Origin of the sequence: Sulfurovum lithotrophicum (assembly GCF_000987835.1) — a bacterium.
Lineage (GTDB): Bacteria > Campylobacterota > Campylobacteria > Campylobacterales > Sulfurovaceae > Sulfurovum > Sulfurovum lithotrophicum.
Genome location: NZ_CP011308.1, coordinates 789844 through 814879, shown reverse-complemented (window position 1 = coordinate 814879; position 25036 = coordinate 789844). Strand labels below are relative to the sequence as shown.

Here is a 25036-nt window from a genome sequence, read left to right as displayed (position 1 = left end):
TTCCCCAATATAAAAATCAGAGCACCCGCGCTCTGCCGTCCACCATGGCCACCATATCCTCAATACGAATACCGAACTCTCCGGGGATGTAGATACCCGGCTCTATGGTATAAACCATCCCGTCTTCGATGACAGTGTCTGAGCGGCTGGAGATGTAGGGCATCTCATGAATATCCAGTCCTACACCGTGGCCTGTCGAGTGGACATAGTACTCTCCAAAACCTGCTTTGGTGATGAGATCGCGTGTGAGGGCATCGACCTCTTTGGCTTTCATGCCTGAACGGGCTTTGGCTATGGCCCTGTCATGGGCTTTGAGCACAGTATCGTAGGCTTTTTGTACCTTCTTCTTTGAGAAGCTCTGTTCAGTCTTGAACATGAAGCCTTTCTCCGCAAAGACCGTACGTGTCCTGTCAGAACAGTAGCGTTTGTACTTCAGCCCCGCATCTACCAGCAGAAGATCACCTCTTTTAAGCTTTCTTCTGCTTGGTGTGGCATGCGGTTTGGCGGCATTGGCATTGATGGCCACGATCGGATCGAAACTGAGATCATACTTTCCCAAACCACTTAGAATACTCTTGGCTCGGTATGTCAGTTTAAATTCATTTTCACCAAAACCCTTCTTGTTGAACTCTTTGGCAAGCACAGAAAAGGCTTTGGCACCAAGCTTGGCCGCTTTGGCTATGATCTTCAACTCCGCATCACTTTTGATGATACGTTTTTTATGGGAAAAGTCCGGCATTGCCTTGAAATGCACTTTGGTTTTGGTACTGATGGCTTCAAAGCCGGCAACACTCCACTCTTTTGGATCGAAGATCACCTTTCTGACTTTTGCCTTTTTCAGCAGCTTCACCGCGCTTCCGTACAGGTCTCCGTCTATCACTACATTGGCACCCCTGACATGATCCTGCGCATCTATCGTATATCGGCTGTCGGTAATGAAGAATGCCTCGGATCCCAGTGAGAGATAGAGTGCATTGTCACAACTGTAACCGCATTCATAATAGATGGCATTTTCATCTTTGAGCATGTAGTTCATAATTAAGCCTTTTAAGATAAGAAGATGACCGTAGGGTGCGGGTGCGATATTTCGCACCGCCTGACCAATACGAGGTATGAATGTCTTCTGCGACGGACACAGAAAACAGAGAAAATTACTTCTGCTGTGCTGCTGCCTGGGCTTTGGCCTGCTGCTCTCTCATTGCCGCTACTTCAGAAAGGATCTGCGTCATACCGACCATTGCAAGATGGTAACCAAAAGGTCCCATACCCACGATCTGTCCTGCACATACAGGCGCGATGAGCGACTTGTGTCTGAACTCTTCTCTCTGATGGATATTGGAAAGGTGTACTTCCAATGTCGGAAGCTGTACTGCTGCGATCGCATCACGGATAGCGATGGAAGTATGCGTATAGGCTGCCGGGTTGATGATGATCCCGTCTGCATCACCGATGCACTCCTGGATACGGTCTACGATCTCACCCTCGAGGTTGCTCTGGAAAAATTCGATCTCGAGTTTATTCTGGTCTGCAAAACCTTTCATCTGCTTATGAATATCTTCGAGTTTCATCGGACCATAGATATTCTGTTCTCTGATTCCGAGCATATTGAGGTTTGGACCCTGTATTACAACTATTTTCATTTTCTGCCTTATTTAATATAATTTGGGTTTTATTTTATCGAAATTGCTTTAATGTTTTCAGAGAGTGCCCTCAATGAAGCTACATGTCCAAAGGGCTCACTACCCTGCCCCTGTTCATCTCTACCACCATATGCATATAGATCATGGTTGTTTCTACAGATTTATGTCCTTTATAAAAAGGGTCTTGAAGTGCAAGTAAACTAGCGCAATAAATTCTTTTAGTAAAAACTGGTAGAATTGTTATCTTTTTTAGGGTCTTTTAAGGTGGCAACTGAGCTTTAAGCTTCCTTTGGCATTAACGCGGGACTTGGTTTACCTACATAATAACCTTGCGCATAATCTATGCCCATCACTCTTGCCTTCTCCAGCAATGTTTTGTTCGAGATCCATTCTGCTATTACTTTTGATCCTGTTTCCTTGGCAAGCGATACAATAGATTCTACCATGATCTGGGATTTATGGTCATTCTCAAGGTTTTGTACCAGTATGCCGTCAATTTTGATATAATCTATATCAAAATTAAAGATCACATCATAATTTGAATACCCCGAACCAAAGTCATCGATGGCGATTTTTGCCCCATAGCTGTGTACCATCACAAAAAAATCATTCACCTCCTGTAAATTCAGGGCCGCTTCACTCTCAAGCAGTTCAAAAATACAACGTTTGGCAATCTCGGGATTATTTTTCAGTATGGTTGAAATAAATATTTTGATTTCAGTATCAATAATATCCAGATAAGAGAGATTGATAGAAAATTTATAAGGCTTGTCTTTAAAGAACTCAAACGCTTTTTTAATGATAAGCTTGGTCACTTCAGGATAAATGTACATCTTTTTCAGTATATCCAAAAAATCAGAGGGAAGCAGTATCTCTCCATTCTCATCCTTTATACGCATAAGTACTTCGTATTTAATGATCTTATTGCTCCTAAGGTCCAAGATCGGCTGAAAATAAAGCAGGATCCGGCTATCCATAAATGCCAGACGTAATTTTTGCTGGAAGGTAATATGTTTTGCAAAATACTCGATCTGGTCTTTGTCTATTTTCTCCGATTCAATAATGGATCCATGCTGCTCTTTTGAAGCCATCATCCCATACTCGCAGAGCTCCAGTACCTGTTCCCCAAATGAGGCAACACATCCGTATATTCTTAGGGTAATTTTGTTTTCAGGCACGCTATACAGTTGTTCTTCTATTTCTTTTTTCAATTTTGAAGCAATGCTTTTCCGATCTTTGGTATCGATCACAACAGCAAATTCATCTGCGTAAATTCTAAATACAGACTCTGCACCGACCTCATCCAGTAAATAGTTCGCCATCTCTTTTAATATCTTATTGCTTTTTTTATGCCCGTATACAAGGTTTATCTTGCTGAATTCGCTGATATTGAAAATAAAAAGGCTCATCTTTTTATTACAGGATTCGATATATTCTAAAAGCTGCAAATAGTTTGACAGGCCTGTCAGCGGATCGATATAGATAGAGTCCAAATGCTCCACCATATAAAAATTCATCAGCATATCACGTATATTATACGAATAGGTTAATATGTTATGATAAGGAAGAAGAAAATAGGCATATTCCTTCTTCTCATACATCCGCATGGCACTTTGTGCAAGTGCATGCAGACATCTATGTTTTTTGTCAATCTCCTCATAATCACTGTCTCCTTTGTAGGTAAGCAGCCATTTGCCTATTTCACAATATTCAGGATCAAGTTCCAAAGGTTTTTTCTCTCCTTTGATATTTGCTATGAAAGCCTGCATCCAATGAAGGTGTGCATTGATCAATTTACGATTTTTTTCAAGTGTAGGTAAAAAAATTTTTTCAAGCTCAATCTGAATATGCCGGCTGTCTTTCTCAATTTTTTCAGCCAAAAAAGCTTCAGAAATATAGTTTTTGATCCTGTGTCCCTCTTTTTCCCTGTAAAAGATACAGCGAAAAAACTCATCGACATAGTCTGATACAATAACAAAAGGTACACCGGAGCTATAAAAGTATTCTCCAATTTCACTGCATACTTTTTTATCCGGATCTTCCCATCCTACCCTTTTCCAGTATCCTGCTGCCTTTTCAGTAAGCAATATTTCTTTCCAGGGTGAAAAATAACCCAAATGTATAAGATCATCAATGGCTTTTTTAATCTTTCGCATAGAAAATACCCTTCACTTATTTTATTAGATTAAATTATAGTAAAAAAATACTAAAAGCATAGAAATTACACTTTGGATTTAAATTCGGGATCCTTCCAAGAGAGGAAAAAAATATGGCGGGGGAGGGTCATGGGGCATGAAGTATAGGGGTCAGTCGCCACCTATACTTCCTTTCTTACCTGACTCCTATTTCTTTGCTGTTCAGATATTGATACAGTATTGGTATCAGGGTATCGGGTTCGATCGGTTTTGCAAGATAATCATCCATACCGGCATTAATATATTTTTCCCTGTCACCCACAAGGGCATTTGCCGTTAGGGCAATGATCGGTGTATATCCACGCTTTTTTTCTTTTTCGATAATGCGAATTTTCTGCGTTGCACCCCTACCGTTAAGGCGTGGCATATTTTCATCCATTAATATCAGGTCGTAGTTTCCGGCTTCAAACTTTTCAACTGCTTCAATACCGTCAACGGCCTCATCATACGTCAAACCGCTGTTTTTCAATAACAGAGAGATAAACATTCGGTTGGCGGCTATGTCTTCAACTACAAGAATGTTCCCGGTTAGCGGAATGTCTCTGTCATGCAACGGCTTTTGTTCCAACTCCTCCATTTCACCTGTCTCAACGGGGATAAAAAAGGAAAAGGTGCTTCCTTTGCCTAGGGTACTGGTCACATTGATCTCACCCCCAAGCAGCTGTACGAGCTGTGATGAGATCGACAGTCCCAGACCGCTTCCGCCATATTCTCTGACAGTAGATTCCTCTGCCTGGGAAAATGATTCGAAAATATAATCTAACTTATCTTGCTCTATTCCTATGCCGCTATCTGCCACTGTGATGTGCAATCTGTGATCTGCATACTTTATATTTATACTAATGGCACCGTTTTCCGGCGTAAACTTGAGTGCATTGGAAAGCAGGTTATAAATAACTTGCTTGATTCGCAGTATATCGCTATAAAGCACTTCGGGTATTCCTGGGATATAGTTGACATTGAGCGTAATGCCTTTCTCGGATACCTTTGCCTGGAACAGTTCTGCCGTCGCCATAATCTCCTTATAAGGGCGAAAATTGACTTTGGAAATGTTCAGTTTACCACTCTCTATCTTGCTGATATCCAAAATATCGTTTATTGTATTGAGCAGCGTGTGTGAAGCATCCTTGATGACCTGCAAATATTTGAGCTTTTCGGGGTCATATTCCTCTTTTGCCAACAATCCAATAAAACCGTTGATCGCATTAAGCGGGGTGCGGATCTCATGCGACATATTGGCCAAGAAGATACTCTTCACTTGAAGCGCTTTTTCGGCAGTCTCCTTTGCTTGTGCCAACTGCTCTTCAAATTGTTTCTGCTCGGTAATATTCGTGTGGATTCCTGTCATACGGACAGGGATGCCGTTCCTGTCATACTCAATATATCCTCTGCCAAGAATCCATATCCATTGCCCGTTTTTATGTTTCAGACGGTGGATCGTCTCTACATACTCTTTTTTGGCTTCGAGCGTGACTCGTACAAGTTCCATGACATTGTCAATATCGTCTGGGTGGACACGATCTTTCCAAGTAGACAGATGGTCAGGAAATACAATATCTTCATCATATCCCAGCATCCTTTTCCATTGTGGCGAGAGGTAGGCGCTGTTATCAACCATATTCCACTCATAGGCACCAGCATTGTAGCCTGTAAGTGCACGTTCCATACGCTCTTTTAGCTTTTTGGTTTTCATGCTGTTTTCATATTGCCGGATGGAGCTGACATCAAAGTACATTTTTTGAAAATAGTATGCCATGAGCGATATGGTAAGTAGAGCCAAATAGCTTTGCAGCAGTGCATAGTCATCTAAAGCAGCAGAAAAAATCCCTGTTGTGATCAGTAGAAAAAAAACAGTGATGATGAACAGCAGACTTCCTACCCAGACGCGTCCTTTTTCATACCCGATGAGATAGAAAATAAGTACCGGGTAAAAAAGCATCCATAAGTAATACATAATGTTAATATAGGAACCAGCATAAAAGACCAGGACCGCACTAATGTAATATACAACGGCAAGATATTGAGACGTCTTGTAGATATCTCTGAAAATATAATAATATAATACCAGCATAAAGGCCATAGAACATAATATGGTATCAACCACAAGCACTCGTTTATAAAAGATCAATTCCGTGAGTACTTGAATGATCATTAAAAAAGCAGTTAAAAAGAGAATAGTAAGTGTGAACTTTTTTTTGTATTGTTGATAAAAACCGATTTTATTCATTTTTTATCCTATATTATTATACTGAAAATCAAAGTGTTTCTAAACTATGATATAAAGTTAATAATGGAGTATTATTTCTTGAATAAAACTTAATTTTAGGTATTATTTCGGATATTCTAAATAAATTTATTCCAAATCACCAATCAAGTGATTCTTTCGTACAGTGTCTTTCGTCAATTCTAGATCGAGATGGGTTTGATAGGGTTACTGATGGCGGGTATAGCTGCTATTAAATATTTGATTATTTGCTCTTAAACATATTTTTCATCATCTCCTGCATCTGTTTTATCTCTTCAGGACTTGGCTGATGCCCTCCTCTGCCGGGTGTACTCATCTGATGCTGCATCATCTCTTCCAGGGACTGAATTGGATAATCAGGCAGTTTTAGCTTATCGGACGGAATGGAAACACCGAACTTTGCCTCTGTTGCCTCCTCTTTGTGTGTCATACCCATGATATTGCTTTCAATCTTCAGGGTCACCCCTTTATGCATCCATATTTTACTTCCCATAACTTCCCAAACCTCACAGGGAAGCCCTAACACTTCACCCTCACCTACCTTCTTGCCACCCATATTTTTGAGCATCTCTTTACCCATTTTGCTCATATCTTTTCCGTTCATCAACTCAGACATATCCTGTTTGGTGATTCTTTTTTGTTTATAATCAACAGAATAAACCATACCGTCCTGGATCTTCACCAGTTCATGCCGTGTCTCAGTACGGCCCATTGTTGTAGTCGTTTCCTCTGTTTCCTGCACTTGCACATTGCCATAGTCTTCAAAATAGAGAGTTTTGTGCCCATGTGTCTCATGTTTCATACCCATAATATTTCCACTGCCCGTAATCTTGTAAGTTACCATACCGGACTCTACTTTATAGCGCTTCGTTTTGGCATAAAGAACCTGTGTTGATATAAATATGAACGATAGGCTTAAAAACAGTAGCTTTTTCATCATGACCCCTTAAAAGTTAATATGTTTAATTGTAACATATTTTTTTCTTTCGTTCTCATCCGTCCCCAGTAGAAACGAAAAAAATAGAGCTTATTGAAGCCCAATCGCTTGGTATTACCTTTTTTTGAAACTCCGATTTTCGGTTAGTTATTCTCTGCTCCAGTCTCTTTTGACAAGGCGGTTACCTTTCCGGGGTACCACATCTGCATGAGTAAAAATAACTCCCACTTGGATATAATACTGTCTATATGTTCGGTATCTAAAAATACAAAACAGTATCTACACAAGGACAAACGCAATGAAAATACTCGTAGCTGACCATATCTATACACCTAATGGCTTCGTAGAGAACCAGGCTGTAGCCTTTAACAACGAGATCCACGGTATCGGCCCTCTTGAAAGCCTGCTGAGCATTTATCCCAAAGCCGAGATCATCAGAACCGCACCCTACTCTGTTATCTACCCCGGTTTCATCAATACCCATGTTCACCTTGAATTCTCCGCCAACAGAACCTCTTTGAAGTATGGCTCCTTCATGCCGTGGCTCGACTCGGTCATAGAACACAGGGACGATCTCGTCAATGCCTGCGACAATACCATGATGCAAAAAGAGTGTGATGAGATGCTGCGTTCTGGCATTACTACATTCGGTGCCATCTCCAGTTTTGGTACGGAACTTGAAGTGTGTGAAAAAGCAGCCCAACGTGTCGTTTTTTTCAATGAGGTTATCGGTTCCAACGCCGCTACTGCCGATATGCTCTACGGTGATTTTCTTGAACGCGTCAAGGCTTCTCAAAGCTGCGATGAATCTGCCAAGATCACACCAGCCGTGGCCATCCACTCCCCCTACTCCGTTCATCCCATCATTCTTCAGAAAGCCGTGACACTCGCCAAACAGAACAAGATGCCGCTGACTGCGCATTTCCTGGAGTCACAGGCAGAGCGTCAGTGGCTGGAAGAGGGAGAGGGAGAATTCAAAAGCTTCTTTGAAAAATACTTCAGCACTTCCACTCCGGTCACGAACATCCAAGAGTTCATGCATGCCTTCGACACCTACCCGACCCATTTTGCCCATGCAGTCCAGGCCACTGAAGAAGAGCTGGAGTACCTGAGTCAAAAAGGCCATTCTATCGCACACTGTCCCCGTTCCAACCGCTACCTTGGCTGTGGACGCCTAAAAATCGAAAAGCTCAAGCTGCCTTTCTCTGTTGCCACGGATGGACTGAGCTCCAACGATTCACTCAGCATCTTTGACGAGTTCAGAGCAGCTCTGATGCTGCATAACGACATACCTATCCATGAGCTTGCAGAACAACTCATCACAGCAAGTACGCAGGATGCCGCAGATATCCTCGGACTCGATTGCGGGAAGATAGAAGTGGGGGCCGCAGCAGACCTTGCAGTACTTACCCTGCCGGCTATGCCGCAAAGCAAAGAAGAGGTGGCGTTGTGGAGTATCATTCATACCAAACAGGTCTCACATGTCTATATAGAAGGAGAAAAATATGTTTAAAAATCTAAGCGACTTCATCAAATGGCTCGGCGATCACTTCAAGGGAATGCTTTTCCTGCTTATCCTGCTGATCGTCTTCATGCCTACTTCAGAATCGAAACTGAAACCTGCCAACCTGCAGGAGATCAGGCTCACCGGTCCCATCATGGATGCAGATAAGGTCCTCAAAGAGATAGACAAAGCAAAAAAAGATAACGATATCAAAGGAGTACTTTTCAATGTCAACTCACCCGGAGGCGCCGTACCTCCTTCTATCGAGATCTGCCATGCTATCAAAGAGCTCAAGGAAAAGAAACCTGTCATCGCCTATGCCAGCGGCATTATGGCAAGCGGAAGCTACTATGCCTCTATCTATGCCAACAAGATCATCGCCAATCCCGGTTCGATCGTGGGTTCCATCGGTGTGATCATGGAGGCACCCAATCTTCGGGAACTGATGGAAAAGGTAGGTGTAGGAACGCAAGTCGTCAAAGCAGGAGAATATAAAGAGGCCGGGACACCGACAAGAGAGTGGACCCCCAAAGAGAGAGAAGAGCTTGAAAGGCTGACCAAAGATACCTATGAGCTATTTGTTTCGGATGTAGCCAAGGCAAGGGGACTGGATGTGAACAATTCATCAGCCTATGCCGATGCGCATATCTTCTCTTCCAAAAGAGCCAAGGAGACTGGCCTCATCGACGAGATCGCAACAAAAAGCCGTGCAAAAGAGGAGATCACCTCATTGGCAAAGGTCAAAAATCCGATCTGGAAAGAGAAAGATAAACTGGAATCTTTCTTTGAAGAGTTGAGCAGCAAAAGCATTCTGAAACTGCAAAGTTACTTTTACGGCTTGAAGTCAACGGTTTTCTAATCATTTGTCTTGATCTAAATCAATTTTATTTCATATAAAATAGTTATACTATAAATTAATTTTTTTATATTGGAGGAAAAATATGCTTGATGAGATCAAAATGATAAAAGCGAAGTTCGAAATGATAAGGATAATCGTCGGTGATACCCTTACACTAGAAGACCTGTCCAATCCCAAATATCTCAAATCACTGATCGATGCTACAGAAAACACCTATGTACACCTCAATGATTCCATCTGTGAAGATCTGCATATGTGTCGGGAATGTGCCCAAAAACGTGAACTGCTCAGTAGCTATTTGCACCTCTTCGATGACCTCGAACTTGGAAAAACAGTCCACGATGCCCATGATCAGATACATGCTTTCCCCGAAGCGATCAAACAGGTTATAGACAGAATCAATACCGTACTGGTCGATCTTAAAAAATAACTCCGACACGGGTATACCTTCCCTCCTGCAACAAATAAATAGTGTATAATATTTAAAAGGACAGTCGGTTACCTCTCTGTCACATCACTTGCAAAAGGATATCATGTATGGGAAAAAAGAAACAAAATAAATTTATCGAAAAATGCATTGGCAAGTGTGAAAAAGAAGAGGAAAGGGTTACCAAAGGGAAAGAGCCCCGTCTGCCTGTCTGGAAAAAAGAGTGTACCCTCAACTATGAAAAAGAGTTGAAAACGCTTCAAATGGAGCTACTCAAACTCCAGAACCATGTCAAAAAGAAAGGTCTGAAAGTTCTTATCATCTTTGAAGGACGTGATGCAGCCGGAAAAGGCGGAACCATCAAAAGGATCATGGAGCATCTCAATCCCCGTGGTGCCAGGGTCGTTGCTCTGGGCATTCCTTCCGATGTTGAAAAAACACAATGGTATTTCCAGCGCTATACGACCCATCTTCCCAGCGGAGGCGAGATCACCCTCTTTGACCGTAGCTGGTATAACCGTGCCGGTGTCGAACCGGTGATGGGCTTCTGTACGGAAGAAGAGCATGCCCGATTTCTGCATGAAGTGCCCTTTTATGAGGAGATGCAGGTAGGTTCCGGTACACACCTGATCAAGTTCTATCTTACCATTTCGAAAGAGGAGCAGGCAAAACGCTTCCATGAGCGGCAGGTCAATCCTCTCAAAAATTACAAGATATCCCCCATAGACATCAAAGCACAGGAGTTGTGGGACAAATATACCATCGCAAAATACGCTATGCTGCTGGCATCACATACCGAAGCTGCTCCCTGGACCATTGTCAATTCTGACATTAAGAAAAACGCCCGTATCAATGTGATCAAACATATTCTCTCCTCTTTCGAGTATGAGGGGAAATCTTCCAAGATAGACTTGACACCTGATCAAAGCATTCTTTATGATGGTGGTAAAGAGATTATCAGGCTTGAAAAACTGATCTCCGGCAAAGAAAAGACCTAAGCATCATTCTTTAAGGGTTACACTTCTTCCCCCTGCATTTAAAGTGTACTCCGAAAAATATCTGTTCTTGGGTACAGTGACTAAAAGCGTATTCTGGTCATGGCAGGTGATATGCAGTTTGTCCGTATAGTTGATACATTCCAGCACATCTTGATTGGACCGCGGTTCAAAGAAAAGAACGATCTTTTCCCCTTTTTTTACGTTCACAGTGGTGTTTCTTTTTGTTATTCTGTACAGTTTCTGTTTAAATCCTTTTGTCCTGAACTCCCAACGTTTTTGAATGCGCTTTTCATCTGCCATAGCTTCAAATTCTACCTGGTAAGTCTGATCGTAATCCAGTCTTTTCAAAGGCATGAAAGCAAACTGGAATGGTGTAAAACGTTGGTTGATATCAGTACTGTATGTGAGAATCTTCCGTTTTTTTATCTCTTTCCCCTTTGCATTGAAAAGACGGAATTTTTTCAATTTTATGTTGTTGTAATATGCAGGATTGAACTGAACCGATATTGGGTATCCGCTCACTTTGGAACCAGGAAGAGGATGTGGGTGTTCAGTATAAAAAACGGGAGGTGATCCTGTGGCATCAGGGTAAGGATAGACAATCAAATCACTATTCTTTCGTCTGATCATCTCACACCTCTCCTCATAAAGATATTGCGGTACAAGATGGGCAGGGTCTCTACACAGTTCATTCATATAGGTTAATCCGTTTTGCAGAAAAAAAGTTTCTTTGCACAGTTTGGAGACTTCACTGGAACCCAGAAGATAGACAAATGTTGACACGATCCTCCTCTTTTTTTTACTATAAGCACTACCTATACCTATTTCATTCTTGTCAAAATTCAAAAAGACAAAACGGTGATAGATCGCAGCGAAAAGCGTATCGATGGACTGCCGGGTATTTTTGGCATTTACAGAGACATTTTCCATCACATCTCTCGCAGGATAACCCGCATGAAGTACTCTGTCGGAAGGAGTCCTTCCCGTATAGCCTTTTCTCCCTTTTTTTTCATAATGACCATACTGCTGCTGGAACAAAAGGTATTTTGCATGTGACTTTGCCGCTTTTTCCAGTACAGTATTGGATCTGAGTTCGATCAGTCCTGTATGTTGTCGGATCGTATTGAGATATCGTAAGGCGTCTTCTTTATGCCCTGCCTGAAGCAGGACAAATACAGAGTACATGAAGATCACAAGTTTAAGTAACAATGTATCGTATCCTTAAAGAGCAGCAGCTGCCTGAAGAAAGTCTTCCGCGATCACTTCAGGGTCTTCCAGACCAATGGAGACACGGATAAGTCCTTCGTGTACACCAAGGGACTTTCGAGTTTCTTCATCAAAGTCGCTGTAGATCGTACTGGCCATATGAAGGGCAAGTGTTCTGTTATCCCCGATATTCGCTGTTTGTATGACCATTTGAAGAGCGTTTAGCAAGGTGAAGGCCTTTTCTTTCGTACCACAGTCCAGTGTCAAAAGAGGCCCGCAACCCTGTGCATAATCTTTCATATATCGTTCATGATCCATACTCGAAGTCAGGCTTGGATGATTCACACTGACACCGTCAGGAAGCTTTTCATCGAGTATCTTGGCAATTTTTGCTACGGAATCGTTAACACGTTCCATTCTGAGCGCAAGGGTTTCAAGTCCAAGCATCGTCAGGAATGCCCCAAAGGCATTGGCTGTCATACCCATGTCCCTTATCGCCCTTTTCTTGCAGATAGGAATAAAGGCTTTCTTTCCCATTTTATTCACGATTTTGTGGAGGTCCGCATATTTTTTATGATGCAGTTTGTCACTCTCTTCCTGCACAGCTCTGAAGACAGCAACACCACCAAGCGACGCCGAGTGTCCGCTCATGTTTTTGGTCGAAGAGTGCACCACGATGTCCGCACCCAGTGCCAATGGCTGCATCAGAAGAGGTGTGGCTGTATTGTCTACCATCAGAAGTGTCTCATAGGTATTGCACAGTTCTGCAATCCTTTTAATATCAGGCAGTCTGAGGCTCGGATTGCCCACACTCTCCATGATCACCATCTTGATACCGAGTTTGAGTGTTTCTTCGATTTGAAGGAAATCATCTACCTCACAAAAGGAGTTACCGATACCGAAACGCCTCATCGTTTCATTGATCAACGTATAGGTCCCTCCGAAAAAACCACCGATACAGAGCACTTCATCCCCTGCTTTCAGGAAAGCTGTGGTCACCATGGAGATGGCACCCATACCTGAAGCAGTAGCGATGGCACCGACTCCACCTTCCATTTTTGCAACGATCGATTCAAGTTTTGCATTGGTCGGATTACCTACTCTCGCATAAAGCGGAAGGTTCACCTCTCCGGCGAATATTCCTTCTGCCTCCTGTGCATCTGCATAACCATAAGCAGCGGAAGGAATTATAGTGGGAGCAATAGGTCCTGTTTTAGAACCTACACTCTGGACAAGAAGTGTATTGAAATAGTTAAAATCTTTTGTCATCTCATTTTCCTATATGGAGTAATTAAGTGTATCGTTGGCTTTTTGCTGATAGCTTTTCAATTCGGAAAGCGGAATATCGAACACGTTCGCCACCCCGTCTCTGATATCTTCCCAGAAGAGTTTCAGTGCCGGGTTATTCGTCCTGCATACTTCGGAGAGCGCATCGGTCTCAAGTGCCATTACGATATCTTTCAGTGTGATGTCCTTAAGCTGCTTTGCAAGCCTGTAGCCGCCATGGGCTCCTTTGATACTGACAAGAATATGCTGTTTTTTGAGTTCAAGCAGTATCTGCTCCAGAAAATTCTGGGGAACATTCGCACGTGCAGCAATCTCTTTGATCTTGAGCAGCGCATCATCCTGAACCTGACTTAGTTCATGAAGTGCCGCAACAGCATAGATCGTCTTAGTTGAAATTCCCGTCATATCTGATCACCTTAAACTCGGATTAAAAGAACAGTTTAACCTAAAACATCTTTAATATAAAGTAAATCTATAGAACTCATTGTATTTTAATTTAAACACCATATACACACTTCTTGCACATAATTTATGTAAAATATGTTTATCTACAATTTAGGGACGAACCATGCGACTTTTCCTCTTCATTCTTGCAATAGCAGTTACACTGCTGCAGGCACAGAGCATTAACCAACTTATAGATTACTCACTGAAAAAACACCCCTCTCTTCAGACGATCCAACATCTACTCTCAGCGATGGATGACCGTATAGCGAAAAGCAGGAACTGGTCCAACCCGGAGATGCTACTCAACATGAGCGATATCCAGTTCGATGATCCGACCAACAGAGGCATCGAACCCATGCAGTATCAGGCGATCAATGTGAAACAGCGTTTCCCCTGGTTCGGCAAGATCGATGCAAGGGAGCATTTCACACGTGCACAGAAAAATGTCATTCTGGATTCTTATGACATTGCAAGGATCAAGCTGGCAGAGGAGATCCGAACGACCTCCTATACCATTCTTGAGATCAGGGAACGGCTCCGTATCATCGGACAATATAAAAAGCTTACAAAACAGAACATTGCACTCTATGATGCCTATACCGCCACAGACAGCATGAGCCACTCTAACAGTATGGCAGCGGAGTTGATGCTCTCACGACTGCATATTCGGAGTGAAAGATACAAGGCGGTGATGAAAAGCCAGGAAGCCAAACTTGCCTACCTGGTACAGAAGAAGAACATATCTATTTCCGACAGACTGCATCTAAAAAAACCGAGATCACTAAGGTTTTACCTCTCAAAGCTTGAGCACAATCCAGCCTATCATAAAACCCTTTCACAAATCAAAGTGGCAGATGCCAACCGAAGAATAAAAGAGCTCGAAAGTAACCCGGACCCTTTCGTTCAGGTAGGCTATTTCAACCGTAAGGAGTATGAGGACTATGCCAGCGTCGCCGTAGGGTTCACCCTGCCTATCCTCGGTTCGGAAAAGCTTGAAACGGAAGCGGCGCGCAAAGAAGTCCTGGCAGCAAAAAGCGCGGCACTGGATTACCGTGCAGCACTTGAGAGTGAAATACGGGTGAACTATGCACAGATGAAAGAGGCATACCACATCTACCAGATCATTCAGAACGACAGTATGCCCAAGCTTCAACATATGTTTGAACTCAATGAAGCTTCCATTGAAAGCGGTGAAGACCTCTTTACCTATACCAATCTGCTGGAACAGAAACTCGACCTCGATGAAGAAAGGATCGTTGCCAAGGCGCAATATCTCAGAAGCGTAGCCAAGCTCAAATCACTGATAGGAAACATAAAATAATGGAAAACAAAATATTCAAAACCTTTATACTTACTCTTGTACTTTTCACCATCTCGGCACAGGCAGAGATGAAATGTGAATCCGGAAAATGCAGTACAGGCAAAGAGGCAACCCAAAAAGCTATTCCCAAAAAACCTGAACCGGCCAAATCGGAAGCGATGCCCGATATGACAACCGAAGAGCATACTGCCATGCTGAAAAAAGAAGCAGCACAGGCAAAGAAGCCTGACCCCAAAAAGGCACATGAGAAGAAGAACCGACGTATCATCGAACAGCTTTTTAATGTCAGGACCGTGAAAGTCAAACGTCTGAAAGCGGCAAAGGAGCAAGTTAACTACGGCTATATCGTCGTGGAGGATTCACGCAGGGTCGATGTCGTGGCCTGGTATGAAGGCTATGTCGAAGCGCTGTTTGCAGACACACTCTACAAAAAAGTCAAAAAAGGAGATGCGCTTGCAAAAGTCTATTCTCCGGAGGTTTATAAAGCCAAGCAGGACTACCTGAATTCGCTCAAGTTCAATGCACAGCGCTCATCGCCAGGTATGCTTAGAGGGGCCAGAGAGAAACTCAGACTGCTCAACATAAGTGATAAAGAGATCGAGCAGATCAGATCAACACGGAAGATCAATCTCTATACGACTATCTACGCACCGATGTCAGGCTGGATCTTTTCCAAGAAGATCAATGAAGGATCAAGTTTTAAGAAGCAGGCGATGCTTTTTGAGATCGTCAACCTTGAACAGGTTTGGCTCGAAGCGAAACTCTTTCAAAAAGAACTCGCCAAGCTCAACACACTTCAGCACTTTACTGTAAAGGCAGAAGGTATCCCAACCGTATTCAAAGCCAGAAAAACCCTGCTCTACCCAAGACTCGACCCCAAAGAGGCGACAGCGACACTGCGCCTTGTTGTCGACAACCCAAACGAAGAGCTTAAACCCGGTATGTATGCCAAAGTACATGCTTCCGGCAAGAAACAGACCGACCTGGTGATCCCGCGTACTGCTGCACTGAGAAAAGACGGCAGGTGGTATGCCTTTATCGCCACGGAATTCAAAGGAGAGTATGAACCAGTCAAGATAGAACTCGAACCGCTCGACAACCAGTACTTCGTCGTCAAAAAAGGCTTGTCTGAAGGAGAATCCGTTGTAAACAATGCACTCTTCATGATGGACTCAGATGCCCAGATCAACAGTATATATTAGGACACACTATGATTGAAAAACTAATCTCCTTCAGTGTCAAGAACCGTTTTCTGGTCCTGATGGCTGCCCTCTTCATCGTAATGGGGTCCATCTGGTCCATGAGGAACACCCCTCTCGATGCTCTGCCCGACCTTTCTCCTCCGCAGGTAATCGTCCAGGTCACATGGAAAGGACAGAGTCCGGAAACCATCGAAGATCAGGGTACCTACCCTCTGGTCTCCCAGTTTCTTGCCGTGTCGAACATCGAGACAGTGCGTGGATTCTCTACCTATGAGAATGCGCTCATTTACATTATTTTCAAAGAGGGAACGGACCTTTACTGGGCAAGATCACGTGTACTCGAGCAGCTCGCTTCCATTCAGAGCCAGCTTCCCGATGACATGGAAGTGACACTGGGCCCCGACGCATCCGGTGTAGGCTGGGCCTATGAATATGCCCTGACCTCCAAGACCAAAAACCTTGAAGAGCTGCGTACCCTGCAGGATTATTACTATAAATATGCCCTCATGGGTGTGGACGGTGTCTCAGAAGTGGCAACGATCGGCGGATTCATCCCTACCTATCAGGTGACGGTCAACAACGATGCACTGGTGCAGTACAATCTCTCCATTAAAGATGTGGCACGCACGCTCAAAGAGAACAACAACGACACCGGCGGGCGGATCATTATACAGAACGGCTATGAGTGGATGGTACAGGCAAAGGGATACATCAAAGATCTCGACGAGATACGAAATCTCGTTATCACCACCAAAGGCGGTGTACCCCTGACACTGGGAGACATCGGTCGTGTGGAAAAAGTACCGGCCGCAAGACGCGGTATGGCGGACCTGAACGGTGAAGGTGAAGTGGTCGGCGGTATCGTGATGCTGCGTTACGGCGAAGATGTCTACTCTGCCCTGCAGCGTATCAAAGCCAAAATGAAAGAGCTGAAAGTGGAAGGGGTTGATGTGGTCACTACCTACGACCGTTCCGAGCTCATCGGCAAAGCGGTCAATACCCTTAAAAGCACACTGATCGAAGAGAGCATTATCGTGGTCATCATCATCGGGCTTTTCCTGATGCACCTGCGTTCTTCTCTCATTGTCCTTATCGTCCTGCCGCTTACCATAGGCCTGACCTTCCTTCTTATGAAACTCTTCGGTATCGGATCGAACATCATGAGCCTGGGAGGTATCGCCATTGCCATCGGTGCCATGGTCGATGCCTCCATCGTCATGATAGAAAATGCACACAAGGCCATACACAAGGAGGAGAAAAGACGGGAACGCGACCTGACAAACAAAGAACGTATCGAGGCGATCGTCAAAGCTTCACAGGTCGTCGGCCGTCCGATCTTCTTTGCGCTGGCACTGGTTGTGGTCTCATTCCTGCCTATCTTTGCCCTTTCCGGACAGGAAGGACTGCTCTTCACGCCGCTGGCCTTTACGAAGACCTTTGCCATGACAGCAGGAGCACTCCTCGCCGTCACACTGGTTCCTGTATTGATGATCTATTTCGTCAAGGGAAAGATCATCCCTGAGTCAAAGAACCCCCTGAATCGTTTTTTCATTTGGCTCTACCACCCGATCCTGATATACGGACTGAAATTTAAATACCTGGTCATCGCGATCGCTGCGGGGCTGCTTCTTTTGGCCGTACCGCTTTACCAGAAGCTCAACTGGGAATTCATGCCGATGCTCGATGAGCAGACGGTCATGTATATGCCTGTCACGCCTTACGGGATTTCCATAGACCAGAGCAAGGCACTGACGCAGAAAACGGACAAGATCATCAAAAGCTTTCCTGAAGTGGCGACGGTATTCGGTAAAGGCGGACGTGCGAACTCCGCAACCGACCCTGCACCGCTGGGGATGATAGAGACCATCATCACCTTCAAACCCAAGGATCAGTGGCGTCCGGGAATGACCACGGAGAAACTGATGGCGGAAATGGACAAAGCCCTGCAGGTCCCAGGCCTTGTCAATTCATGGACCTACCCTATCCGCGGGCGTATCGATATGCTGCTCTCGGGTATCAGGACACCACTGGGGATCAAACTCTACGGAAAGGATGCCAAAGGACTGCAGGAGGTCGCGCTTAAGATCGAGAGTACGCTGCGTAACCTCAAAAGTACGCAGTCTGTCATATCCGACCAGGCCAGTGCCGGTTTCTTCATCGATATCAATATAGATACCGAAGCACTCAAGCGTTACGGCATAAGCAAATCCGTCATCCTCGAGTACACTTCCGCAGCCATCGGCGGCAAGAAGATCACTACTATGTACAAGGGCCTGGAGCGTTACCCCATCGCGCTGCGCTTCGAAGAGGAGGAACGCCGCAATCTCGACGAGATACGTAACATCCAGGTCAAGACACCGCTGGGCTTTGTTCCGCTTTCGACCTTTGCCGAAGTGGAGTACAGACAGAGCGCTTCGGTCATCAAGAGTGAAATGGCAACGCCGGTGACATTCATTTACATTACACCTCAACTCGGAATGAGCGTCGTGACCTACAAAGAAGAAGCAATGAAAGCCTTGAAAAATCTCAAACTGCCTGCAGGCTATTACATCGAGTGGGCAGGACAGTCGGAATATCTTGCATCGGCGATGAAGAAGATCAAGTGGATCATCCCGACCGTACTGCTGGTCATTCTGGTACTCATCTATTTCGCACTCGGTGAAATGGTACCTACACTGATCGTATTCTTCACACTGCCCTTCGCTCTGCTGGGAGGATTCTTCTATGTGGATATACTTGGTTTCAACATGAGTATCGCAATTATCGTCGGTTTCCTTGCCCTTCTCGGGGTCGCGGCTGAAACGGCCATTGTAATGATCGTCTATCTGCAGGAAGCCGTTGAGGAAACAGAGGCGAGGCTGGGTGACAAATTCGATCTGAAGCATTTGAACAATGCCATCTATGAAGGGGCTGTACAGAGGGTCAGACCCAAACTGATGACCGTCTTCGCGATTCTGGCCGGTCTTCTGCCTATCATGTACACGCACGGTGTGGGTTCAGAGGTCATGCAGCGTATCGCCGCACCGATGATTGGCGGGGTTGTAAGCTCCGCTGTGTTAAGCTTGCTTTTGATACCGATCTTTTATGAGATGTATGAGAAGCATAAGCTGAAAAAACAATAAAGCAACACACCGCGTAGGGTGCTGTCCCCTGACGGCACCAAAAACCAACATCATATAAATGGTGCTGTGGGGACACAGCACCCTACACAAGGAAAGACAATGCAGACATTTGAAACAAAAGCTTTTCAAAAGAAAAACATGCCGACACTCCTCATTCTATCAGCAGCCATACTGCTGCTAACAGGTTGTTCCGACAAGGAAAAAAACAAATCCCTTACCGAAGGCGGCATGAAATGCGGTGCAGGAAAATGCGGGTCGAGTATGGTGGACGGTTCTGCCGTACTGGTCAAAAAAAAGATGAACATTCTTGACCAAATAAAGAAAGAGGACAAACGGCGAGACTGTGTACTGAAGGCCAAGACAACCAAAGCGCTTTACAACTGTGTACGTGACCCTGAAACAGGCAGGTTAACCATCCGGGAAAATAATAAAACTGAATCTTTTGAGAATAAGATCACTCTTGAAAAGAAAGAGAAAAAAGTACCAATAAAAGTAAGTAACGGCAGTATGAAATGTGAAGCGGGGAAATGTAGTAGTGGAAATTAAGAATGCTGTATGTAGATTTTGGGTTTGTGTAAAGGAGCTTACTATAATGTAAGTGACTGCACACATCCCAAAAAGATGCGTGCAAATCAACAAAAATTATTTCATTGCAGCGATATGATCAGCTACAGCTTGAATATCAGCATCGCTCATAGAAGCAACCTGACCTTTCATAAGTGCACCCATACCATGTTGGTTAAGTGTACCTGCTTTGTAACCTTTAAGTTGCTCTACTGTTTTAGCAGCATCTTGACCTTTGATGATTGCTGATTTACCAAGAGCAGCTTTTTCACCGTTTTGTCCGTGACACCCTGCACATTTAGCAAAAAGTGCGGCACCGTCTGCCATAAGTAGAGTTGATCCAGCAAATAATGTTGCAATTACGATTTTTTTCATTGTTTCTTCCTTTTAGTAAAGTTTGTTTAAGCGATCTAAAGAAAGTATATCCACACTTCCCCGATCGATTGGAACATATGATATACTTCCAAAGCTTAATATTATATTAATAATAACGCTGGCTTAACAGCTTGGTACGTTACCTGAATCAGATGCATACTCATGTGCAAAGTCATATACATCATTGATGTATTTTTCTTTCAACTTAAGTCCCGGACAGATCTTTGCAGCTTCACCAGCAAACTTACCGGCATTCTTGATCTTCTCCCACTCATCCTGAGTATGCTTGGTAGCAAATTTGGCACCTGAGAATCCACATTTGGCTTTCATTTTCTTCATGTAGATCTTTTTACCTTTGTTTGGATTGGCAGAAGCTGTTGTAGAAAGTACAGCCATACCAAGAAGTGCGGCCAGAGCCAATTTAGTCATTTTTGTCATTGTTCATCCTTTTATTAATTTCAAGACAAAGAGATGATACCATGGAATTGTGAAAAGATTGTGAAGGGCATGTAGAAAAAAAGCAGCTTTTTTTAAAAACTGCTTCCTGAAGTTACATATATGACTAAAATATACTTATTATTTATATGAGTATACCTATTTTAACATTTGGGAACAATGCCATCGCTTGCATATTTGTGAGAGAACTCATATACATACGGCCACCATGACTTTTTGATCTTCTTAAGTTTGAGTCTGGGGCAGATCTTTTTTGCTTCATTCTGGAATTTACCTTTTTCGTAAATTTCCTCCCACTCTGCCTGTGTATGATTCCTTGAAAACCTCACTCCGGAAAAACCGCAGGCTTTACGGAATTTCTTTTTAAATATCTTCTGGCCTTTTTTTGCTTTGGATGCGGCCATGGAAACTGTCGGTACAGTCATTGTTACGAGCAGCGCAAGCGCTACCGTTCCCATCAGTTTTTTCATTTATACACTCCTTTTTTATATAAACTAATATAATATAAAAACATTGTATCTACTTCAACTTATTAAAAACCTTAAACTTTTCCCAGTAGATATCGACAGCTCTGTTCAGCTCTTCTGGGGAAAGTGTCGTTTTCTTTTTAATACCGAAACTCTCAATAAAAAGTTTCGACATCACAGAGATACTTCTGTTGGGGTATTGCAGATAGTGTATGATACCCGCTTTGACATTCTGTTCTCCACTATAGACCAACAGATACTTTTTAAACATCTGCTGCAGCGAAGTCGACAGATCCTTATGGCATGGGACACAATTGCGCTCATAGACGTTCTGGGCAGACAGTATGGCTGTAAACAGCACGACAATAAACAGTAATTTTTGTATCAATCTCATTCTCCTATTAATTTTGTTTTACTTTGACTTTCCTACGGCGGTCTTTGTAAGACAACGCCTTCGGTTCCAAGCCTATGAACGAGAAACTCTTCTCGTTCATTTAACGGCTTTCACAGTTTCAAACCTAAAAATGTGAAGCAGTTCACATTTTCTTACGGTTGGCCTGTACGGGTCGCTTTGCTCCACCGCTCCGGTTTCGAACCTAAAAATGTGAAGCAGTTCACATTTTCTTACGGTTCTCACCATGTGAGTACCATTTTGGTTCCTTTATTTATTGTTGAGTATACCTCTATTTTGATATGATACTCATCGAGTATCTTTTTAACAATACTCAACCCGACGCCGAATCCCCCTTCGCTCTGGTTAAAGCGCATGTAGCGGTCGAAAATGAACGGTATCTTCTCTTCATCTATACCGACACCCGTATCACTGACCTCCAGGCTGCCGATACGCAATTTGATACTGATAGTACCACCTCTTTTATTATATTTGATCGCATTGGAGAGGAGATTGTCTATCACACGGGTGATCTTCTGTTTGTCGGCGTGGATGATCACATTTTCCGTATCGAGTTCAAAATACAACTGTTTGGTATTTGCCAATGCCGTAAAATATTCTATTCGGTCACGTATAAGCCCCTGAAGTTCTATCTCTTCTTTATGATCCTTCTGTTCCTGTTTAAGGGTCAGGTAGGTCAAGTCTTTATAGAGTTGTGAAACGGTCTTGGCTGCAATATTGATACGGTTGAGTTTCTTTTTGTTCTTCTCCGCCATCACATCTGTATCCATCATCTCTATATTGGTCAGAATAGCGGAAAGCGGCGTATTGAGTTCGTGGGTCGTATCCTTGATAAATCGGTCCAGCAGTACGATGGAGTCACGCATCGGTTTCAGAAAGAGTCGTGCCAGGATAAGCCCGAAAACCATAAAGAGTATGAAAGCCAATACGCTGCCAATAGCGATCTGCTTCCAGGCTTCCTTTTTCCAGGCCATATCTTCCGGTACTTCTATAATAAGGTATTTGGTCCCAAGATAATAGGTATCAAGAAGTTTGACAAAATGGATATAATTGCCGGCCCTGTATATCTCTTCATTAAAATGGATATTCTCATTTTCAAGAAGAGAAAATATTTTCTTATATTCAATATCGTAAATGGCCGATTTAAAGCGTGGATCCCGGGGATAGGTGGTACGCTCAGGAAAAAAATAGTGCAGAACCTTCAGACGCTTGGTCTGTATGTAGGCATATTTGGAAAGCTCTGCACGCTGATTGGAGAACATCAGCTTCTCCTGGCTCTGGTAGTAGAAGATGGACAGCAGTGTGATAAGCAGGATCACCAGGGACGTATAGAGTGCCAAGAACCTTAAGAGGGATTTTTTTTCACTTTTTAGCAATGAATTTGTATCCCTGTTTCTTGATGCTAACAATTCTTTCCTTACCGATGATCTTGCGAAGATTTTTTATATAGGTTCGAAGTGCCGTATCGCTCGGCTCTTCATCATAGTCCCAGAGATGCTCATAAATACGTTCATGCGCCAGAACTTCTCCCTCTTTTTTGACAAAGAGTTTGAGCAGGCGGGACTCCTTATTGCCCAGAGAAACACTCTCACCGTCGATGATCAGCTCTCCGTTTTTGCTATCATAAGAGATGTTCTCATCGATGGCTATCAATTCTTTGGATTCATGAAAGAAACTGCGTTTGAGTAGGGTCTCAACACGGATCTTCAGTTCTTTTAGTGCAAAGGGTTTACGAATGTAGTCATCACAACCGCTTTGAAACCCTCTCTCAAGATCATCAACCGAATCCATCGATGTAATGAAAATAGCCGGTGCTACCACACCTTCTTCCCTACTCTCCTTAAGCAGTTCAAGACCATCAATACCCGGTACATTTATGTCAAGAAGTAATAAATCATACTTGCTCTCATAGAGCTTTTCCTGGGCTTCATAGCCGTCATAGACAGAGACAACTTTATGCCCTTCCTCTTCAAGAAACTCCGTTACGGTCTCATTGAGATTGGCATCATCTTCAAGGAGCAGGATCTTAGACAAACTGTTTTACCCAGCTTTGCAATCTTCCCGCACTCAAGGCTCCACTGACCTGATCGATCTGCGTACCGTTCCTGAAGACGATCAGCGTCGGAATACTGCGTATACCGTACTGTGCACCCAAGGACTGCTGTTCTTCGGTATTGACCTTCAGGAACTGTGCCTGAAGCGGCATAGCCAAAGCAGCCTCTTCAAATGCCGGCGCCATCTGCAGACAGGGACCGCACCATGGTGCCCAGAAATCCACGACCACCGGAATATCCGAATTGGCAAGGAATATCCCCAGTTTATTCGTATCGACAGAGACAGGTTTGCTGTCCAGCAACGATTTTTTACATGCCCCGCAATTGGCTTTGGTATAATGCTCTTTCTTGGGAATTCTGTTTACTTTGAGACAGTGGGGACATACTACATTTATATTCATTGTAAAAGCTCCTATATTTTATGATAGTTTTTATTTTCTTGGATATTATAACACATCTTATACATATGAATGTGACTTTTGTCACATTTATTAGCGCTCCCCTAAAGGAATAAAAATGGCACAAAAAGAATTGATTGTAGGCGGCGGATGTTTCTGGTGTACTGAAGCGGTATTTGAACTGCTTAGAGGGGTCAGTGATGTGGAGAGCGGCTATGCCAACGGTGACATACCCAACCCGAACTACCGCATGATATGCGGAGGCGACACAGGCTATGCGGAAGTCATCAAGATCACTTATGATAATGAGATCATCGACCTCGACACCCTCTTCGATGTCTTCTTTGCGACACACAACCCAACCACACTCAACCGTCAGGGTGCCGATGTCGGCACACAGTACCGTTCCTGCATCTGCTATCAAAATGATGAAGAGCTCGAAGCGGCAAAAAAAGCTATCGAACGTGCACAGACTGACTATAGTACTCCTATTGTCACCACACTTGAAGCACTGAAAAACTATTATCCGGCAGAAGCCTATCACCAGGACTATTACAGACAGAACCCGATGCAGGGCTACTGTAATGCAGTCATTCCACCAAAGATCGCAAAGCTGATGGAAAAATTCTCAGAAAAAGTAGACTGATCAACGCTCCCCCAGAGGATTGTCGCTGCGTTTCTTGGCTTTTTTTTCCTGTTCCTCATCTACCTGAGGCTGGGAGAATTCTACCTGTCCGTAGATAATGCAACCTTTGCATCCCGGATCACAGGGATGGTGTAGTTTCATGCACCAATCTTTAATATCACCGTTCTTTCCCATAAACTGGCATCCCCATCCGCTTGCCATCTGCTACTCCTTTTAATTCATTGTCTGCTTTAAGGCTTTCGCTATAAAGTCTGTTTTTATGCCGCTTTCCTTA

25 protein-coding genes are annotated in these 25036 nt (G+C 43.7%); 9 read left to right on the top strand and 16 right to left on the bottom strand.

The features are described 5' to 3' along the window. Positions 1–16: 16 nt before the first annotated feature. From YH65_RS03985 to YH65_RS03965, 5 genes are all read right to left on the bottom strand, one after another. On the bottom strand, positions 17–1036 hold the full coding sequence (locus YH65_RS03985) for a M24 family metallopeptidase (protein WP_179944242.1): 1020 nt from the start codon (positions 1034–1036) through the stop codon (positions 17–19). Positions 1037–1151: 115 nt separating this feature from the next. After that, positions 1152–1640, bottom strand: a complete 489-nt coding sequence (gene aroQ, locus YH65_RS03980) for a type II 3-dehydroquinate dehydratase (RefSeq protein WP_046550731.1) — start codon at positions 1638–1640, stop codon at positions 1152–1154. 278 nt (positions 1641–1918) lie between these two features. Beyond that, the gene (locus tag YH65_RS03975) at positions 1919–3796 is read right to left on the bottom strand and encodes an EAL domain-containing protein (RefSeq protein WP_046550730.1); all 1878 of its coding nucleotides are present in this window, start codon (positions 3794–3796) and stop codon (positions 1919–1921) included. Positions 3797–3971: 175 nt separating this feature from the next. Then, positions 3972–5789, bottom strand: a complete 1818-nt coding sequence (locus YH65_RS03970) for a PAS domain-containing hybrid sensor histidine kinase/response regulator (RefSeq protein ID WP_169745659.1) — start codon at positions 5787–5789, stop codon at positions 3972–3974. Positions 5790–6303: 514 nt separating this feature from the next. Further along, the gene (locus YH65_RS03965; protein WP_046550729.1) at positions 6304–7017 is read right to left on the bottom strand and encodes a hypothetical protein; all 714 of its coding nucleotides are present in this window, start codon (positions 7015–7017) and stop codon (positions 6304–6306) included. Positions 7018–7315: 298 nt separating this feature from the next. Between YH65_RS03965 and mqnF the strand changes: the two genes are divergently transcribed. The 4 genes from mqnF (at position 7316) to ppk2 (ending at position 10805) form a co-directional block, all read left to right on the top strand. Beyond that, positions 7316–8530 carry an aminofutalosine deaminase family hydrolase gene (mqnF, locus tag YH65_RS03960; protein WP_046550728.1) on the top strand — a complete coding sequence of 405 codons (1215 nt, stop codon included), beginning with the start codon at positions 7316–7318 and terminating at the stop codon, positions 8528–8530. Continuing rightward, positions 8523–9380, top strand: a complete 858-nt coding sequence (gene sppA / locus YH65_RS03955; protein WP_046550727.1) for a signal peptide peptidase SppA — start codon at positions 8523–8525, stop codon at positions 9378–9380. Before mqnF ends, sppA begins: the two co-directional genes overlap by 8 nt. Before the next feature lie 82 nt (positions 9381–9462). Continuing rightward, a complete protein-coding gene (locus YH65_RS03950) occupies positions 9463–9810 on the top strand; it encodes a hypothetical protein (protein WP_046550726.1) in 348 nt (115 codons plus the stop codon). A gap of 107 nt (positions 9811–9917) precedes the next feature. Further along, positions 9918–10805 (top strand): polyphosphate kinase 2, encoded by an 888-nt coding sequence (gene ppk2 / locus YH65_RS03945; RefSeq protein WP_179944241.1) that lies wholly within the window; start codon positions 9918–9920, stop codon positions 10803–10805. 3 nt (positions 10806–10808) lie between these two features. Here ppk2 and YH65_RS03940 read toward each other — a convergent pair whose 3' ends face one another. From YH65_RS03940 to YH65_RS03930, 3 genes are read right to left on the bottom strand one after another with little or no spacing between them, the layout of a single operon-like run. After that, complete coding sequence (locus YH65_RS03940; protein WP_046550725.1) at positions 10809–12014, bottom strand: CAP domain-containing protein; 1206 nt, start codon at positions 12012–12014, stop codon at positions 10809–10811. A 12-nt stretch (positions 12015–12026) separates the two neighbouring features. Further along, positions 12027–13280, bottom strand: coding sequence for a PLP-dependent transferase (locus tag YH65_RS03935; RefSeq protein WP_046550724.1), 1254 nt, complete (start codon positions 13278–13280; stop codon positions 12027–12029). Between the two features lie 9 nt (positions 13281–13289). Then, positions 13290–13703 carry an RrF2 family transcriptional regulator gene (locus tag YH65_RS03930; protein ID WP_046550723.1) on the bottom strand — a complete coding sequence of 138 codons (414 nt, stop codon included), beginning with the start codon at positions 13701–13703 and terminating at the stop codon, positions 13290–13292. Between the two features lie 163 nt (positions 13704–13866). Here YH65_RS03930 and YH65_RS03925 point away from each other — a divergent pair, with 163 nt between their 5' ends. From YH65_RS03925 to YH65_RS03910, 4 genes are all read left to right on the top strand, one after another. Next, positions 13867–15066, top strand: a complete 1200-nt coding sequence (locus YH65_RS03925) for a TolC family protein (RefSeq protein ID WP_046550722.1) — start codon at positions 13867–13869, stop codon at positions 15064–15066. Then, positions 15066–16268: an efflux RND transporter periplasmic adaptor subunit gene (locus YH65_RS03920; protein WP_052746081.1), complete on the top strand. Its 1203-nt coding sequence runs from the start codon at positions 15066–15068 to the stop codon at positions 16266–16268. Before YH65_RS03925 ends, YH65_RS03920 begins: the two co-directional genes overlap by 1 nt. 8 nt (positions 16269–16276) lie before the next feature. Continuing rightward, on the top strand, positions 16277–19390 hold the full coding sequence (locus YH65_RS03915) for an efflux RND transporter permease subunit (protein ID WP_046550721.1): 3114 nt from the start codon (positions 16277–16279) through the stop codon (positions 19388–19390). Between the two features lie 99 nt (positions 19391–19489). Beyond that, positions 19490–19936 carry a hypothetical protein gene (locus tag YH65_RS03910; RefSeq protein WP_046550720.1) on the top strand — a complete coding sequence of 149 codons (447 nt, stop codon included), beginning with the start codon at positions 19490–19492 and terminating at the stop codon, positions 19934–19936. Positions 19937–20032: 96 nt separating this feature from the next. On the opposite strand, the gene YH65_RS03905 is transcribed toward YH65_RS03910, so the two are convergent. The 7 genes from YH65_RS03905 to trxC form a co-directional block, all read right to left on the bottom strand. Beyond that, positions 20033–20329 (bottom strand): c-type cytochrome, encoded by a 297-nt coding sequence (locus YH65_RS03905; RefSeq protein WP_046550719.1) that lies wholly within the window; start codon positions 20327–20329, stop codon positions 20033–20035. Positions 20330–20452: 123 nt separating this feature from the next. Continuing rightward, a complete protein-coding gene (locus tag YH65_RS03900; RefSeq protein ID WP_046550718.1) occupies positions 20453–20767 on the bottom strand; it encodes a cytochrome c in 315 nt (104 codons plus the stop codon). Positions 20768–20928: 161 nt separating this feature from the next. Continuing rightward, positions 20929–21255, bottom strand: a complete 327-nt coding sequence (locus YH65_RS03895; protein ID WP_046550717.1) for a hypothetical protein — start codon at positions 21253–21255, stop codon at positions 20929–20931. A 49-nt stretch (positions 21256–21304) separates the two neighbouring features. Further along, positions 21305–21646 (bottom strand): hypothetical protein, encoded by a 342-nt coding sequence (locus YH65_RS03890; RefSeq protein WP_245609224.1) that lies wholly within the window; start codon positions 21644–21646, stop codon positions 21305–21307. 239 nt (positions 21647–21885) lie between these two features. After that, the gene (locus YH65_RS03885; protein WP_084722089.1) at positions 21886–23004 is read right to left on the bottom strand and encodes a sensor histidine kinase; all 1119 of its coding nucleotides are present in this window, start codon (positions 23002–23004) and stop codon (positions 21886–21888) included. A 22-nt stretch (positions 23005–23026) separates the two neighbouring features. After that, complete coding sequence (locus YH65_RS03880; protein ID WP_046550715.1) at positions 23027–23698, bottom strand: response regulator transcription factor; 672 nt, start codon at positions 23696–23698, stop codon at positions 23027–23029. After that, entirely contained in the window at positions 23691–24119 is a 429-nt protein-coding gene (trxC, locus tag YH65_RS03875) for a thioredoxin TrxC (RefSeq protein ID WP_046550714.1), read from the bottom strand. The genes YH65_RS03880 and trxC overlap by 8 nt, the downstream gene beginning before the upstream one ends. A 115-nt stretch (positions 24120–24234) precedes the next feature. Between trxC and msrA the strand changes: the two genes are divergently transcribed. Continuing rightward, positions 24235–24762 (top strand): peptide-methionine (S)-S-oxide reductase MsrA, encoded by a 528-nt coding sequence (gene msrA, locus YH65_RS03870; protein WP_046550713.1) that lies wholly within the window; start codon positions 24235–24237, stop codon positions 24760–24762. Here the strand turns inward: msrA and YH65_RS03865 are convergent, their stop codons facing one another. After that, entirely contained in the window at positions 24763–24963 is a 201-nt protein-coding gene (locus YH65_RS03865; RefSeq protein WP_046550712.1) for a hypothetical protein, read from the bottom strand. It abuts the gene before it with no gap. Positions 24964–25036 lie beyond the last annotated feature (73 nt).

What these genes read in the sequence shown, in the direction of transcription:
- YH65_RS03985 (WP_179944242.1), bottom strand. Translation starts at nt 1,036, where the DNA reads ATGAACTACATGCTCAAAGATGAAAATGCCATCTATTATGAATGCGGT.
- aroQ (WP_046550731.1), bottom strand. Translation starts at nt 1,640, where the DNA reads ATGAAAATAGTTGTAATACAGGGTCCAAACCTCAATATGCTCGGAATC.
- YH65_RS03975 (WP_046550730.1), bottom strand. Translation starts at nt 3,796, where the DNA reads ATGCGAAAGATTAAAAAAGCCATTGATGATCTTATACATTTGGGTTAT.
- YH65_RS03970 (WP_169745659.1), bottom strand. Translation starts at nt 5,789, where the DNA reads ATGTATTACTTATGGATGCTTTTTTACCCGGTACTTATTTTCTATCTC.
- YH65_RS03965 (WP_046550729.1), bottom strand. Translation starts at nt 7,017, where the DNA reads ATGAAAAAGCTACTGTTTTTAAGCCTATCGTTCATATTTATATCAACA.
- mqnF (WP_046550728.1), top strand. Translation starts at nt 7,316, where the DNA reads ATGAAAATACTCGTAGCTGACCATATCTATACACCTAATGGCTTCGTA.
- sppA (WP_046550727.1), top strand. Translation starts at nt 8,523, where the DNA reads ATGTTTAAAAATCTAAGCGACTTCATCAAATGGCTCGGCGATCACTTC.
- YH65_RS03950 (WP_046550726.1), top strand. Translation starts at nt 9,463, where the DNA reads ATGCTTGATGAGATCAAAATGATAAAAGCGAAGTTCGAAATGATAAGG.
- ppk2 (WP_179944241.1), top strand. Translation starts at nt 9,918, where the DNA reads ATGGGAAAAAAGAAACAAAATAAATTTATCGAAAAATGCATTGGCAAG.
- YH65_RS03935 (WP_046550724.1), bottom strand. Translation starts at nt 13,280, where the DNA reads ATGACAAAAGATTTTAACTATTTCAATACACTTCTTGTCCAGAGTGTA.
- YH65_RS03930 (WP_046550723.1), bottom strand. Translation starts at nt 13,703, where the DNA reads ATGACGGGAATTTCAACTAAGACGATCTATGCTGTTGCGGCACTTCAT.
- YH65_RS03925 (WP_046550722.1), top strand. Translation starts at nt 13,867, where the DNA reads ATGCGACTTTTCCTCTTCATTCTTGCAATAGCAGTTACACTGCTGCAG.
- YH65_RS03920 (WP_052746081.1), top strand. Translation starts at nt 15,066, where the DNA reads ATGGAAAACAAAATATTCAAAACCTTTATACTTACTCTTGTACTTTTC.
- YH65_RS03915 (WP_046550721.1), top strand. Translation starts at nt 16,277, where the DNA reads ATGATTGAAAAACTAATCTCCTTCAGTGTCAAGAACCGTTTTCTGGTC.
- YH65_RS03910 (WP_046550720.1), top strand. Translation starts at nt 19,490, where the DNA reads ATGCAGACATTTGAAACAAAAGCTTTTCAAAAGAAAAACATGCCGACA.
- YH65_RS03905 (WP_046550719.1), bottom strand. Translation starts at nt 20,329, where the DNA reads ATGAAAAAAATCGTAATTGCAACATTATTTGCTGGATCAACTCTACTT.
- YH65_RS03900 (WP_046550718.1), bottom strand. Translation starts at nt 20,767, where the DNA reads ATGACAAAAATGACTAAATTGGCTCTGGCCGCACTTCTTGGTATGGCT.
- YH65_RS03895 (WP_046550717.1), bottom strand. Translation starts at nt 21,255, where the DNA reads ATGAAAAAACTGATGGGAACGGTAGCGCTTGCGCTGCTCGTAACAATG.
- YH65_RS03890 (WP_245609224.1), bottom strand. Translation starts at nt 21,646, where the DNA reads ATGAGATTGATACAAAAATTACTGTTTATTGTCGTGCTGTTTACAGCC.
- trxC (WP_046550714.1), bottom strand. Translation starts at nt 24,119, where the DNA reads ATGAATATAAATGTAGTATGTCCCCACTGTCTCAAAGTAAACAGAATT.
- msrA (WP_046550713.1), top strand. Translation starts at nt 24,235, where the DNA reads ATGGCACAAAAAGAATTGATTGTAGGCGGCGGATGTTTCTGGTGTACT.
- YH65_RS03865 (WP_046550712.1), bottom strand. Translation starts at nt 24,963, where the DNA reads ATGGCAAGCGGATGGGGATGCCAGTTTATGGGAAAGAACGGTGATATT.